Genomic DNA, 13,945 nt, shown 5'->3' with positions numbered 1-13,945 from the left:
CGGGTTGGCGGTTTTCTACTGTGGGAGGGGGCTTGCTCCCGATAGCGGTGTGACAGTCGACGAATGTGTTAACTGAAGCACTGCTATCGGGAGCAAGCCCCCTCCCACATTTGTTTATGTATTGCTTCAGGAGAATTGCGCTTGTCCTCTCCCATTCCGGTCACGGTCCTCAGCGGTTTCCTGGGCGCCGGCAAGACCACCTTGCTGCGGCACCTGCTAAAAGCCGAGCACGGCCTGAAAATCGCCGTGATCGAAAACGAATTCAGCAACGCCGGTATCGACACCCAACTCCTGGGTGATGAGCCGGTGCAAGTCATGACCCTGTCGAACGGCTGCGTGTGCTGCACCATCCACACCGACCTGACCAAAGCCCTGTACCTGCTGCTTGAACGCCTGGACAGCGGTGAGATCGCCTTCGACCGCCTGGTGATCGAATGCACCGGCCTGGCCGACCCCGCGCCCGTGGCCCAGACGTTTTTCATCGACGAAGAACTGCGCGAGCGCTACATCCTCGACGGCATCATCACCCTGGTGGACGCCGCCCATGCCGAACATCACCTGACCCAGACCATCGCCCAGGCGCAGATCGGTTTCGCCGATCGCCTGTTGGTGAGCAAGCGTGATTTGGTGGATGACGCGACGTTTGACGCCCTGAGCCAGCGCCTGACCCGCATCAACCGCCGTGCGCCGATTCGTGTGGTGGACCATGGCGCCATCGATCTGGCCGAACTGCTCGATGTGCGCGGTTTCAACCTCAACGCCGGCATGACACTGCGCCCGGTGAGTGCCGCGCCTTCCATCGACCGCATCTCAAGCCTGGTGCTGCGCACCGACCAGCCGCTGGATATCGATCGTCTCAGCGCGTTCATGAACGAGTTGCTCGAAGATCACGGCAAGCAACTGCTGCGCTACAAAGGCGTGCTGAACATTGCCGGGGAGGATCGACGCCTGGTGTTCCAGGGCGTGCTCAAGCTGTACGGGTTCGATTGGGATACCGAATGGGCCGAGGGCGAGGCGCGGGAGAGTGTGATCGTGTTCATTGCCGATGAGTTGCCGGAACAGAAGATTCGCGACGGGTTCCAGCAGGTTTACCAATCCTGACTTGAAATACAGGCAACTGTGGGAGGGGGCTTGCTCCCGATGACGGGGTGCCAGGCAGTTATCTATCACTGACATACCGCCAATCGGGAGCAAGCCCCCTCCCACAGTTGATGGCATTTCATATTCAAATTGGCATAAAAAAACCCGGCTCTGGAGCCGGGCTTCTTATTCAAACCACTGCAATCAAGCGCCGTATACCGGCAGCTTTTTGCAGATGGCTTTGACCTTCTCACGGACCGCGTCGATCACGGCTTCGTTGTTCAGGTCAGCCAGGATGTCGCAGATCCAGCCGGCCAGTTCCTGGCACTCTGCTTCCTTGAAGCCACGAGTGGTCACAGCCGGGGTGCCGAAGCGCAGGCCGGAGGTGACGAACGGCGAACGTGGGTCGTTCGGTACCGAGTTCTTGTTCACGGTGATGAAGGCTTTGCCCAGGGCAGCGTCAGCATCTTTACCGGAAATGTCCTGCTTGATCAGCGACAGCAGGAACAGGTGGTTTTCAGTACCGCCGGATACCACGTCAAAGCCGCGGTCGATAAACACTTTGGCCATGGCCTGGGCGTTTTTCACCACTTGTTGCTGGTAAGCCTTGAACTCAGGCTGCAGGGCTTCCTTGAAGCAGATCGCCTTGGCCGCGATCACGTGCTCCAGCGGGCCACCCTGGGCGCCTGGGAAGACGGCGGAGTTCAGCTTCTTCTCGATGTCGGCGTTGGCGCGAGCCAGGATCAGGCCGCCACGTGGACCGCGCAGGGTCTTGTGGGTGGTGGTGGTGACCACATCAGCGTAAGGCACTGGGTTCGGGTAGACGCCTGCGGCGACCAGGCCCGCCACGTGGGCCATGTCGACGAACAGGTAAGCGCCGACTTTGTCAGCGATAGCGCGGAAGCGTGGGAAATCCAGGATCTGCGAGTAGGCAGAGAAACCGGCCACGATCATTTTCGGCTTGTGTTCAACCGCCAGGCGCTCGACTTCGTCGTAGTCGATCAGGCCGTTGGCATCGATACCGTATTGAACGGCGTTGTACAGCTTGCCGGAGGAGGAAACGCTGGCGCCGTGGGTCAGGTGACCGCCGTGGGCCAGGCTCATGCCCAGGATGGTGTCGCCGCCTTGCAGCAGGGCCAGGTACACCGCGCTGTTGGCTTGGGAGCCGGCGTGCGGCTGGACGTTGGCGTAATCGGCACCGAACAGTTCTTTGGCGCGATCAATCGCCAACTGCTCGACCACGTCGACGTACTCGCAACCACCGTAGTAGCGCTTGCCTGGGTAGCCTTCGGCGTATTTGTTGGTCAGAACCGAACCTTGAGCCTCCATCACCGCAGGGCTGGTGTAGTTTTCCGAAGCGATCAGCTCAATGTGCTCTTCCTGGCGCTGAGCTTCTTGCTCCATGGCGGCGAAGAGATCGGCGTCGTACTTGGCAATAGTCAAATCACGGCTGAACATGGCGGTCCTCAAGGATCGGGGGGCAGAAAAGGAAGGCATTCTAACTCAATGGGTTTTAGATGGCATATGAAAGGACATCATGTCGCGGACAAGTGGGGCTCATCCACGGATCAGCGGTGCCATTGTGTGGGAGGGGGCTTGCTCGCGATGAGGCCAGTTCAGTCGAACATGAACAGCGCATCATTGCTGAACTGCGCCTCGAACCGGTTGGCCGGCATCGGCCGCCCAAACAGATAACCCTGCACCTCATCACAGCCATGCTCACGCAGGAAGTCCAGTTGCTCATGGGTTTCCACGCCTTCAGCGATTACCGCCAGGTTCAGGCTGTGGGCCATGGCGATAATGGCGCGGGCAATCTGGGCATCCTGTTCGCCTGACGGCAGGCCGTCGACAAAGGTACGGTCGATCTTCAGTACGTCGATGGGAAACTGCTTGAGGTAATTGAGCGACGAATAGCCGGTGCCGAAGTCATCCACCGCAATGCTCAGGCCCAGGTTTTTCAGGCCGGCGAGGATTTGCAGGGCTTCGTTGACCTCGCGCATCAGGATACTTTCGGTCAGCTCCAGCTCCAGGCACGCCGGCGGCAGGCCCGTGTCCTTGAGGATGGTGGCGATGCGTTCACCCAACTGGCCATCCGAGAACTGCCGCGCCGAGATGTTCACCGAGACTTTGGGCACCCGTACCTTGTTGTGGTGCCAGGTCTTGAGTTGACGGCAGGCTTCACTGAGCACCCAGTCGCCCACATCCACCACCAGGCCCAACTCTTCCAGCACCGGGATAAAGTCCCCCGGTGGCACCAGGCCGCGACGGGGGTGGCGCCAGCGCAACAGGGCCTCGGCGCCCGTCAGGCGTTTGCCGTCGCCGCTGAATTGCGGTTGGTAGTAAAGCACGAATTCGTTCTGCTCCAGGGCGTGGCGCAAGTCGCTTTCCAGCTCCAGGCGCTCCAGGGCGCTGGCGTTCATGTCGGCCTGGTAGAACTGGAAGTTGTTCTTGCCGCGCTCCTTGGCGTGATACATCGCGGTGTCGGCGTTTTTCATCAGCTGGCTCAGCTCGTTGCCGTCCTGCGGGCTCAAGGCGATACCAATACTGGCGGTCACGAAAAACTCGCGGCCTTCCAGTACAAAAGGCCGCACCAGGCTGGCGAGAATCTGCTCGGCCACCGTGATCGCACGGTTCAACGCCATCTCACGGCTGACCCGCGGTTGCAGGAGCAAGGTGAACTCGTCGCCGCCCATGCGTGCCACGGTGTCGTCCTCGGCGACACAGCCCAGCAGGCGGGTGGCCATCTCCTTGAGCATGCGGTCGCCGGCGGCGTGGCCGAGGGAGTCGTTGATCGGCTTGAAACGGTCGAGATCGAGGAACATCAGCACCACCCACGACTTTTGCCGCTCGGCCGACTGCAACGCGGTGTGCAGGCGGTCCTGGAACAGCGTGCGGTTGGGCAGGTGGGTCAGGGCGTCGTAATACGCCAGGCGGTGGATGCGTTGTTCGCTGGCCTTGCGCTCGCTGATATCACTGAAGAAACACACGTAGCTGGCCAGGTCGCCTTCATCGTCGAACACGGCGGTAATGCCGACCCAGGCCGGATAATGTTCGCCGTTGCGACGCTTGAGCCACACTTCGCCTTCCCAGGTGCTGTGCTGGTGCAACTGCTTGAGCACGTAGCGCAGGTGAGCTTCCTGTTGTTCGTCGACGGTGAGCATGTTGGGCAACTGGTCGAGCACATCCGCCACGTCATACCCGCTGACCCGGCTGAACGCCTCGTTGGCCTGCACGATATAGCCCGCCGGGTCGGTAATCAGGATCGCCGACGTCGAGTGTTCGAATACCGTGGCCGCCATGCGCAGGTCTTTCTCCGCGCGGCGTTGCTGGCTGATATCGCGGCCCACGCCGAGGATGCCTTCGAACGCGCCGTGCTCATCCCACACCAGCACCAGGCGCAACTCGATCGGCACCTTGCGGCCATCGGCGCGCAGGCAGTCGAACAGGAACAACTGGGTCTGTACCTCATCGCGCAGGGTATTCAGTGCGTCGGCATCACCCAGGGCACGGCTGACTTGCTCCATCAGGGTATAAATGCCGGTCAATTGCTGCGGGTTGGCGATAATCGACTGCCAGCCGTTCTTGAACACCCAGTCCACGTCATACCCGAGCACGGCGTTGACCGACGGGCTGATGTAGTTGAGGGCCAGTTGGCTGTCGGTGGAGCAGATCACGTCACTGATGCTCTCGGCCAGCATGCGGTAGCGTTGCTCGCTGTCGCGCAGGGATTCGCTGGCTTCGATCTGGTCGGTAATGTCCTTGGCCACGCCGATGATCCGCGTGACCACTGCGCTCTTGTCGCGTGCCAGGGCTTGCTCGCGGATATCGAAGCGCCGCCACTGGTTATTGCGATGGCGAAAGCGCAGCTGGCATTGCAATTGGGTCGAATAACCGGCCTGGCGCTGTTGCTGGCGCAGGTCGTGGTAGTACTCGGCGTCTTCGGGGTTCAGCAGGATTTCCCAGAAATACTCACCCATTTGCTGCAGTTCGGCCTTGTTGTAGCCCAGGGTGTGGCCCAAATGGTGGTTGCTGAAGATCATGCGCTGGCTGATGACGTCCTGCACATACAGGTGATCGGGCACGGTGCGCACCACGTCCGACCAGAAGCTTTCGCGCTCCACCAGCGACAGCTCGATCAGCTTGCGGCTGGTGATATCGCTGATGCTCAGGATCACCGCATTAAAATCGTCCTGCTGCTCCGGCAGGCGCATGACCAGCCACAGGTATTGCTCGTTGCCGGCCAGGTCCTTGCAGCGGATTTCCAGCTCCAGCTGGTTCTGGTGAGTGCGCAACGCTTCGAGTATCTGGTGGCCGATGGACGTGGCGTTGTCCGGGCAGTCATTGATCAACCGCTGCCAGGCTTCCTCGCAGGACGACACATTGAGCAGGCGCACCGCAACCTGGTTGACCTCGGTGATGCGTAACTCTTTGAGCAACTGCTTGTGCCCGTGGGGGTTGTCTTGCAGCCAAAGATTCAGTTGCTCGCGGGTCTGCAGGTAGGGCTTGTCAAAAAAGCTGTTGAGGCCCGACAAGTCCAGCACGCACAGGGCCACGCCGGTGCCTTCGAAAATGTCCTGATAGCGCCGCCGGCCTTCATGCACCTGGCGTTGGCGGCGGCGCATGTTCAGCAGCACGATCACCGGCACCAGCGAGAAGGCCAGGCCCAGCAGGCATTTGCCGATAAACGCCGGCAGCAGTTGCTCCAGCACCGCACTGCGGTCGAACAGCCCGCGCAATTGCCAGTCGCTTTTGCTCAAGGGCGTGACCAGCACGCTTTTATCCAACTCGTCCGGGGTCAGCGCAGCAGGCCAGTGAGCCGGCATTCCACTGTCACGGCTGACTACGCGCTGGTTCAGGCGGTTTTCAATCGCCCACATCGGGCGCGGGCCCTGGCCGTCCTGGGGCGTGAGGTTGGTCAGGTAGCTGGGGGCCAGGCGCAAGGCCCAATACACCTTCGAGCCGCCGCTGGGCTGGTGCAGCAGCAGATAAATGAGGGTGCCGTCCTTGTTGTTGCTCAGGTAATAGGACTGGGAATGGCTGCGCTTGACCAGTTCTTCCAGCCAGGCGCCGTCCTGGCTGTCACTGGCGGTATCGCTGATCATCGCGCCGCTGGGCGCGAGCAGGGCGAAGCTGCGCAGCTCCGGCAAGGAGCGCTGTAAGCTGCGCATCAAGGCCTGTTGCTGCTCGGGAGTGCTTGGCGGCTCGACAATGGGCAGCAGGTTGAGAGCGATCTGCGCGCTCAGGGCCATGTTCAGGCTGATCTGTTCAGCCAGGTCGGCACTGTAATCGATGGTGTACTGCTGCTGGTTTTTCTGGTTTTGCTGCAGTTGGTCCAGCAACTGCCAGAACAATAGGGCGAGCAGCATGAGGACAAGCGTCGCCAACGCGCCTTTGAGGGTGCCGTGCAGGGGCGCTCCCGGCGCAATATGAGCGGCGCGCAAGGGAATTGGCGGCGTGACTTTGGACAAGCTGTGATCCTGCGGTTTGGCTGGACTGGCGCGCGACGTGCACTATAAGCCGGACGCCCGAAGGGCGGCTAGCATGCCTTGAGTTGTGGCAAAGTGCCAGTCCCGCTTGGCTGGACTGACCAAGCGCATTGAGGTAGCTTTGCCGGTTACGCGGGGGCGTTCCAGCCCCAGACATTCAGGCTTTTTCCGCACGCAGGCATTGATTTCCGTCAACGGCCCGCGTGGCGCATGGCCTGCACGGGCTTCGCCCGCTTAATCCATCAGTCACTGACGCTAGGTTTACCATGGCTCAATACGTCTTCACCATGCATCGGCTGGGAAAAGTTGTTCCGCCGAAGCGGGAAATCCTGAAAAACATTTCGCTGTCCTTCTTCCCTGGCGCCAAGATCGGCGTGCTCGGCCTCAACGGTTCGGGTAAGTCCACGCTGCTGAAAATCATGGCCGGCGTCGACACCGAGTTCGAAGGCGAAGCCCGCCCGATGCCGGAACTGAACATTGGCTACCTGCCGCAGGAGCCGCAACTGGACCCGGCCAAGACCGTACGTGAAGTGGTCGAAGAGGCCGTCAGCGTTATCAAGGACGCCCAGGCGCGCCTGGACGAGGTCTACGCCGCTTACGCCGAACCGGATGCCGATTTCGACAAGCTTGCCGCCGAACAGGCCAAGCTCGAAGCCATCCTGCAGGCGGGTGACGGTCATAACCTGGAGCGCCAGCTGGAAGTCGCCGCCGATGCGCTGCGCCTGCCGGCGTGGGACGCCAAGGTCGAACACCTGTCTGGTGGTGAAAAACGTCGCGTGGCCCTGTGCCGCCTGCTGCTGTCGGCGCCCGACATGCTGCTGCTCGACGAACCGACCAACCACCTGGATGCCGACTCCGTCGCCTGGCTGGAACACTTCCTTCACGATTTCCCGGGCACCGTGGTTGCGATCACGCACGACCGCTACTTCCTGGACAACGTTGCCGGCTGGATTCTGGAGCTCGACCGCGGCGCCGGTATTCCTTACGAGGGCAACTACTCTGGTTGGCTGGAAGCCAAGTCCGAGCGTCTGGCCGCCGAATCCAAGCAGCAATCGGCCCACGAAAAAGCCATGAAGGAAGAACTGGAATGGGTGCGCAAAGGCGCCAAGGCCCGCCAGTCCAAATCCAAGGCTCGTCTGCAACGCTTTGAAGAAATGCAATCGCAGGAATTCCAGAAGCGCAGCGAGACCAACGAGATCTACATCCCGGCCGGCCCGCGCCTGGGTGACAAGGTCATCGAATTCAAGAACGTCACCAAAGGCTATGGCGACCGCGTGTTGATCGACAACCTGTCGTTCTCCATGCCAAAAGGCGCGATCGTCGGTGTTATTGGCGGTAACGGTGCGGGTAAGTCCACGCTGTTCCGCATGCTGATGGGCAAGGAGACACCGGACTCCGGCAGCATCGAGATCGGCGAAACCGTGCAGCTTGCCTGTGTGGACCAAAGCCGCGACGACCTCGACGGCAGCAAGACCGTGTTCCAGCAGATCTCCGACGGCTCCGACCAGATCCGCATCGGCAACTATGAAATCCCGTCGCGTACCTACGTGGGGCGCTTCAACTTCAAGGGCGGTGACCAGCAGAAGTTCGTCAAGGACCTGTCGGGTGGTGAGCGCGGTCGCTTGCACTTGGCCCTGACCCTGAAAGAGGGCGGCAACGTGCTGCTGCTCGACGAACCGTCCAACGACCTCGACGTTGAAACCCTGCGTTCCCTGGAAGAAGCCCTGCTGGACTTCCCGGGCGCCGCCATTGTGATCTCTCACGACCGGTGGTTCCTTGACCGCGTCGCGACCCACATCCTGGCGTACGAAGATGACTCCCAAGCGGTGTTCTTCGAAGGCAACTACACCGAGTATGAAGCGGACCGTAAAAAGCGCCTGGGCGAAGCAGCTGCCCAGCCGCACCGTGTGCGGCACAAGAAACTGGCCTGATTTGGCTGGTGGATATAAGAACGGAGCCTTCGGGCTCCGTTTTTTTTTACCTTCATCCGGGAGACCGAGGTGGCTTCGTTCGCGAGCAAGCCCGCTCCCACATACGACCGCATTCCAAAGTCTGGAACCCAATCAAGTGTGGGAGGGGGCTTGCTCCCGATAGCTCTCCAACTGTTGGTGCGTGCCTCAGGTTGAAATCACTTTTTTGGTGCAAATAAGCCCAGTTATTTATATTCAATGCACCATTTAAATTCACAAAGGCGACATTTTGCGCTTTTCAGGTGCGATATGAATTGTTAAGGTCCGGGTCAAATCGACCCTGATTACAATAAAATTGCCGAGACTTTTCATGATCGAATCCGTCGAATCCTTCCTCGCTCGCCTCAAGAAACGCGACCCCGACCAGCCGGAATTTCACCAAGCCGTGGAAGAGGTCCTACGCAGCCTGTGGCCGTTTCTTGAAGCCAATCCCCACTACCTGACGTCGGGCATTCTCGAGCGCATCTGTGAGCCGGAACGCGCCATTACCTTCCGGGTGTCTTGGGTGGATGATCACGGCAAGGTCCAGGTCAATCGCGGGTTCCGCATCCAGATGAACAGTGCCATCGGCCCCTATAAAGGCGGCTTGCGTTTTCACCCGTCGGTGAACCTCGGCGTACTGAAATTCCTCGCCTTCGAACAGACCTTCAAAAACTCCCTGACCTCGTTGCCCATGGGCGGCGGCAAAGGCGGCTCGGACTTCGACCCGAAAGGTAAGAGCGATGCCGAAGTCATGCGTTTCTGCCAGGCTTTCATGAGCGAGTTGTACCGCCATATCGGCGCTGACGTGGACGTACCCGCCGGCGATATCGGCGTGGGCGCGCGTGAAATCGGCTTCCTGTTCGGCCAGTACAAACGCCTGAGCAACCAGTTCACCTCCGTGCTGACCGGCAAGGGCATGACCTACGGCGGCAGCCTGATCCGACCTGAAGCCACCGGTTTCGGTTGCGTGTACTTCGCCGAAGAAATGCTCAAGCGCGACGGCCAGCGCGTTGAAGGCAAGCGCGTGGCCATCTCGGGTTCCGGCAACGTCGCGCAATACGCGGCGCGTAAGGTGATGGACCTGGGCGGCAAGGTGATTTCCCTGTCCGACTCCGAGGGCACTCTGTACGCCGAAAGCGGTTTGACCGAGGCGCAATGGTCGGCACTGCTGGAGCTGAAAAACGTGCAGCGCGGTCGCATCAGTGAGCTGGCTGAACGCTTCGGCCTGGAATTCCGTAAGGGTAAAACCCCTTGGGAACTGGCCTGCGATATTGCCCTGCCGTGTGCCACCCAGAACGAACTCGACGCCGAGGCCGCCCGTACCCTGCTGCGCAACGGCTGCCTCTGCGTCGCTGAAGGTGCCAACATGCCGACCACGCTGGAGGCAGTGGATCTCTTCATCGACGCGGGCATCCTGTTTGCGCCGGGCAAGGCGTCCAATGCCGGTGGCGTGGCCGTGAGTGGCCTGGAAATGTCGCAGAACGCCATGCGCCTGTTGTGGACCGCCGGTGAAGTGGACAGCAAGCTGCACAACATCATGCAGTCGATCCATCACGCCTGCGTGCACTACGGCGAAGAAAACGGCCGGGTCAACTACGTGAAGGGCGCGAACATCGCAGGCTTCGTGAAAGTGGCCGACGCGATGCTGGCCCAAGGCATCGTCTAAGCCTCGGGCTCGATACGCATCACTTCGATCAACTGATCGCCGACGGGGCGCTTCCACAGCACCTCGTCGCCCACTTGGGCGCCCAGCAATGCGCGGCCCAGCGGCGAGCCCCAATTGATCAAATGGGCGTGGGCATCGGCCTGGTCTTCTCCGACCAGTTGAATGCGCTGCTGCTCGTCTTGCTCATTGGCAAAGGTCACCCAACTGCCGATCTGCACCTTGTCGGTCGACAAGGCGGGAGGCACCACCTGAGCGCTCTGAACGCGTTGGTTGAAGTAACGCAAATCCCGCTCAAGGTCGGCCTGGCGCTGTTTGTCGGCCTGCTCGCCCTTGGCGGCTTCGGCGCTGTACGCGTGCTGCAATTGCGCAACCCTGGCCTGCAACTGCGCCAGCCCTTGAGCGGTAAGGCGATTGGGCTGGCCGCTGACCTGACGCTCAACCGGCTGGTCGGCCTGGGCGGCGGCGTTGTCTTCATTAACAAAAGCTCGGCTCATGACATTCTCCCTCTATGGAGCTTGGGCCATGTTCGCCGCGCTTTAGTTTCGGCGGATGTCTGAAAGCGACCTATTGCGAGCGATAAGCCCGGGCGGCGTCGCGGTCCTTTTCCTGCTGCCAGGCGCGCTCACGCTCGTCCCAGTGGTTGTCCTTGTAGTCACGCAGCTCTTCGTTCTCACGCATGGCCTTGCACTGGCGAAAGCCATCTTCCCAACCCGCGGCGTATTCGCGTTCTTTCAGATAACGCGGCACGTTCTTGCGAAACTCCCCGCTGATCACCCCGGCAGCCTGGCGACCGCTGCTGCAGCCATCATCGAAGCCATCGGCAAAGGCCGGTGGATAACCCTTGGCCAGCAACTCTTGATGGGTTGACTGGCAACCCGACAACCACACTGCCGCACACAGCATTACCGCATACCGCCACATTGCTTGCTCCCTGGCCGTTTCACGGCTGATAGGGGAAGTCTAGAAGGGAATTTGTCGGGGCGGCGTGAAAGGGGTGTGAGAACGGTGTTGGGTTGATCGTCAGCGCCGCACACTCCGCCAATTCCTGCTGAATAAACGCTGACGAAAGTGTGGGAGGGGGCTTGCTCCCGATAGCGGTGTGTCAGTCAATGGCTACTTGGCTGATGCAATGCTATCGGGAGCAAGCCCCCTCCCACACTTGGAATCAGTAGTGGTACCACTTCACTTCAAGCATCACTTCATTCATCGGCGTCGACAGGTGGCTGTACTCGCGCTGCGCACTCAAGCGTAATCCGAGGTTACGTGACAACTCCCATTGCTGGTTCAGGCTGATACTGCGCCGCACTTCACCATTGGTGAAAAAGTCTCCCTTGGCCTCCAGGCTCAAATTCCCCAGCGGATTTTTCCACAGCACGCCGGTGTTGAACCCGGCCGCTGGGGAGATGGCTTCGCTGAAGTCGTTGTTATGCTCCACGCGTACGGTGCCGAGGGCGAAGCCGAGCATGTCGTCACTCAGTTGCCAGGTGCTGCCGGCGCCACCGTTGACGTGGGCCACCAGGGTTTGGTCGTCGTGCTTGCCCGGCACGCGTTCCAGGCCGCCGGTGACTTGCCATGACCAGGGTTGCAAAAGGGCGTTGCGCGGGGTCAGGGAGCGGATGGTGGCGAGGTCCAGTTGCTGCAGCTGCCAGTGGTTGCCTTCGTACTGGCGCAGTTTCATTTGCAGGATTTCGATCTGTGCACCAAGCGGGAAGCCTTCGGCGTTGTCGTTGAGGTCGTGGTAGGCCATGCGCAGGCCGTATTCGCCGAAGGTCTTGCTGCCACGTGTGCCGACACCGGCCTGCCAGGTGCGTGACTCATGGCCGTTCTCGGGCAGCCCGGGGCGTTCGATCTTGAGGTCGGGCGCCGGGTTCTGGTTGATGGCGCGCAGCAGTTCGAAGCTGCGCTGGGAGCGTTCGCTGTCGCGCTCCAGGCCATTGGCGCGGTAGCGACCGAGGCGGTAGGCCGCGTCGATGATCAGCGCCTGGCGCTCGCGGGGCAGGGCTTTGAAGGCCGGCGCCTGCAATTGCTTCTGGTCGTCGCTGATTTTCAGCACCCATTGCTGTTCATCGCCATCCAGTGGCTTGGCGCGCTCCAGCAGCTCGCGCTCGCGGGACGGGCGATAGTCGATCTTCTCGACCAGCCCCGCATCCTTTACCGCCTTGACGGTGTCGGTTGGAATGGCGGTCAGCGGGAATTGCTCCGTCAGACGCAAGCCGGGGCGGGCCACTTGCAGCAGCTCCAGCAGGCGGTACGAGCAGTTTTCGTCGAAGAAGAAGTAGTCGAACTGAATCTGCTTGAGCTCCCACACATGCTCGACCATGCGTTCGGTTTCGACCTGGGTCAGGTTCAGGCGGTATTCCCACAGGTCGCGGTTTTCGAGGCTGCGGTACTCCGAGAGTTTTTCCTGGTAGGGCACCAGCGCGAACAGGCCGGGATAACCGCCCATCAGGCCCTTCCAGGCGTAAAGAATGCTGTTGTCGGAGCCTTCGATATAGGCGCCGAAGTTGATTGCATAGCTGAGCAGGGCGGTGTTGTTGCTTTGCACGTCAGCCTGGTCGATGCGCAGCAGCGTGTGACCGAACATCGACGACGGGCTGTTGAGGTAGGCCGCCGGGAAGATCATCACGGCGCTATGGGGCGCGACGTCCTTGAACCATTGCTTGAACTCTGTGCAGTCCACGGCGGGCAGGTCGGTCAGGTGCAACTGGTCCTTGAGCCAGCGGGTGCGTGCGGGGTACACGCATTGGGCGTGTTTTTCACCCAGGCTGGCAGGTTGGTACAGCGCCTGGACGGTGGCCTTGAGTTCGGCATCCGGGTGGTGCGCGCCATCGGCAGCAATGAAGAATTTCTTGTCGCTGACATAACTGCGCCAGCCACTGATTTTGCCGGCTTCGTAATGGCCCAAAGATAGCCAGAACGGGTCGTTGGCCAGTTGCTGCAAACGTTGATCATCAATAGGCGCGGCCGCATACAGCGGGGCGCAAGCGAAGAGTGCCAACCAGGCAAAGCGTTTGAGCATAGGGGCAACTTAAGTCGGAATAAGTGAGACCCAAAGGGGGGCGGGTCCAAAAAATAAGGCCCGCGTCTCGCAAGACGCGGGCGGGTCGAGCTTAAGCTTGGGTCGCGTATTTCGCCAAGCGGGCATCGCCTTTCAGTACAGCGAGGGTGTTGGTGTGCACGTCGTCGGCGGTCACGTCAGCTTTGCTGAAGATCTGCTGGAAGTGCTCGTGGGTCACTGCCGCAAAGTGCTCGCGGTCCTCAGGGGCTACGCCCAGTACCACCGCGTAGGTGGTCAGTGCTTCGCCATTGCCTTTGGCCATGTCTTCGGACAGCTCGTTCATCATGCCATTCATGGCAATCCAGGACTTGCCGCCGTAGGTCAGCTTGCTGTTGGTGTTACAGCCGTTGGTGCCCGAGGTCATGCCGAAGGTGGCGTTACCCGAGGTGCCGTTGGTGGTCGACGCGAGGAAGTGCGCCGGAGTACCGCGCTGGCCTTCGAACAGCATGTTGCCCCAACCGCAGTTCGGGCCGCCTGGTGCTTCTGCCATAGCATTGAGGGAGACAACGGTGAAGAGAGTACCAAGAAGGATCCGTTTCATAGCTTTGTTCTCTTTGTGTGCAAACCAATGGACAAGGGGTTCAGGCGCTTCGCAGCGCCCTAAGGGGCCAGTTATTAGTCCAACCCGCGCAGTTTGGAGTTTAGGCATGATCCTGGGGTTCCGTTATTTTTTATAAAACAATCGGCCTTATCGCGATTTTTT

9 protein-coding genes are annotated in these 13,945 nt (G+C 60.4%); 3 read left to right on the top strand and 6 right to left on the bottom strand.

What is annotated here, in order from left to right; genetic code table 11:
• The first annotated feature begins 141 nt into the window (after window positions 1-141).
• The gene (gene yjiA, locus JBE38_RS19950; protein WP_205344964.1) at window positions 142-1,101 is read left to right on the top strand and encodes a GTPase; all 960 of its coding nucleotides are present in this window, start codon (window positions 142-144) and stop codon (window positions 1,099-1,101) included.
• Window positions 1,102-1,284: 183 nt separating this feature from the next.
• On the opposite strand, the gene glyA is transcribed toward yjiA, so the two are convergent.
• Both glyA and JBE38_RS19940 read right to left on the bottom strand, forming a co-directional pair.
• The gene (glyA, locus tag JBE38_RS19945) at window positions 1,285-2,538 is read right to left on the bottom strand and encodes a serine hydroxymethyltransferase (RefSeq protein ID WP_205344963.1); all 1,254 of its coding nucleotides are present in this window, start codon (window positions 2,536-2,538) and stop codon (window positions 1,285-1,287) included.
• 158 nt (window positions 2,539-2,696) lie between these two features.
• Complete coding sequence (locus JBE38_RS19940; protein ID WP_205344962.1) at window positions 2,697-6,548, bottom strand: sensor domain-containing protein; 3,852 nt, start codon at window positions 6,546-6,548, stop codon at window positions 2,697-2,699.
• Window positions 6,549-6,832: 284 nt separating this feature from the next.
• Here JBE38_RS19940 and ettA point away from each other — a divergent pair, with 284 nt between their 5' ends.
• Entirely contained in the window at window positions 6,833-8,497 is a 1,665-nt protein-coding gene (gene ettA / locus JBE38_RS19935) for an energy-dependent translational throttle protein EttA (protein ID WP_060752303.1), read from the top strand.
• A 349-nt stretch (window positions 8,498-8,846) separates the two neighbouring features.
• Window positions 8,847-10,184 (top strand): NADP-specific glutamate dehydrogenase, encoded by a 1,338-nt coding sequence (gdhA, locus tag JBE38_RS19930; RefSeq protein WP_090365723.1) that lies wholly within the window; start codon window positions 8,847-8,849, stop codon window positions 10,182-10,184.
• Here the strand turns inward: gdhA and JBE38_RS19925 are convergent.
• The 4 genes from JBE38_RS19925 to JBE38_RS19910 all read right to left on the bottom strand — a co-directional run bounded on the left by JBE38_RS19925 (window position 10,181) and on the right by JBE38_RS19910 (window position 13,783).
• Window positions 10,181-10,678 (bottom strand): GreA/GreB family elongation factor, encoded by a 498-nt coding sequence (locus tag JBE38_RS19925; protein ID WP_090365725.1) that lies wholly within the window; start codon window positions 10,676-10,678, stop codon window positions 10,181-10,183. The genes gdhA and JBE38_RS19925 overlap by 4 nt on opposite strands.
• A gap of 70 nt (window positions 10,679-10,748) precedes the next feature.
• Window positions 10,749-11,105 (bottom strand): hypothetical protein, encoded by a 357-nt coding sequence (locus tag JBE38_RS19920; protein ID WP_205344961.1) that lies wholly within the window; start codon window positions 11,103-11,105, stop codon window positions 10,749-10,751.
• A 244-nt stretch (window positions 11,106-11,349) separates the two neighbouring features.
• The gene (locus tag JBE38_RS19915; protein WP_205344960.1) at window positions 11,350-13,203 is read right to left on the bottom strand and encodes an Lnb N-terminal periplasmic domain-containing protein; all 1,854 of its coding nucleotides are present in this window, start codon (window positions 13,201-13,203) and stop codon (window positions 11,350-11,352) included.
• A 91-nt stretch (window positions 13,204-13,294) separates the two neighbouring features.
• The gene (locus tag JBE38_RS19910) at window positions 13,295-13,783 is read right to left on the bottom strand and encodes a DUF3015 domain-containing protein (RefSeq protein ID WP_060752297.1); all 489 of its coding nucleotides are present in this window, start codon (window positions 13,781-13,783) and stop codon (window positions 13,295-13,297) included.
• Window positions 13,784-13,945: the final 162 nt, after the last annotated feature.

The sequence above is a fragment of the Pseudomonas sp. ICBG1301 genome, from assembly GCF_016918385.1.
GTDB lineage: Bacteria > Pseudomonadota > Gammaproteobacteria > Pseudomonadales > Pseudomonadaceae > Aquipseudomonas > Aquipseudomonas palleroniana.
This window is presented reverse-complemented; position numbering and strand designations above follow the sequence as displayed.

Excerpts from the sequence above, each read along its gene's own strand:
- glyA (WP_205344963.1), bottom strand. The coding sequence starts at position 2,538 with ATGTTCAGCCGTGATTTGACTATTGCCAAGTACGACGCCGATCTCTTC.
- ettA (WP_060752303.1), top strand. The coding sequence starts at position 6,833 with ATGGCTCAATACGTCTTCACCATGCATCGGCTGGGAAAAGTTGTTCCG.
- gdhA (WP_090365723.1), top strand. The coding sequence starts at position 8,847 with ATGATCGAATCCGTCGAATCCTTCCTCGCTCGCCTCAAGAAACGCGAC.
- JBE38_RS19925 (WP_090365725.1), bottom strand. The coding sequence starts at position 10,678 with ATGAGCCGAGCTTTTGTTAATGAAGACAACGCCGCCGCCCAGGCCGAC.
- JBE38_RS19920 (WP_205344961.1), bottom strand. The coding sequence starts at position 11,105 with ATGTGGCGGTATGCGGTAATGCTGTGTGCGGCAGTGTGGTTGTCGGGT.
- JBE38_RS19915 (WP_205344960.1), bottom strand. The coding sequence starts at position 13,203 with ATGCTCAAACGCTTTGCCTGGTTGGCACTCTTCGCTTGCGCCCCGCTG.
- JBE38_RS19910 (WP_060752297.1), bottom strand. The coding sequence starts at position 13,783 with ATGAAACGGATCCTTCTTGGTACTCTCTTCACCGTTGTCTCCCTCAAT.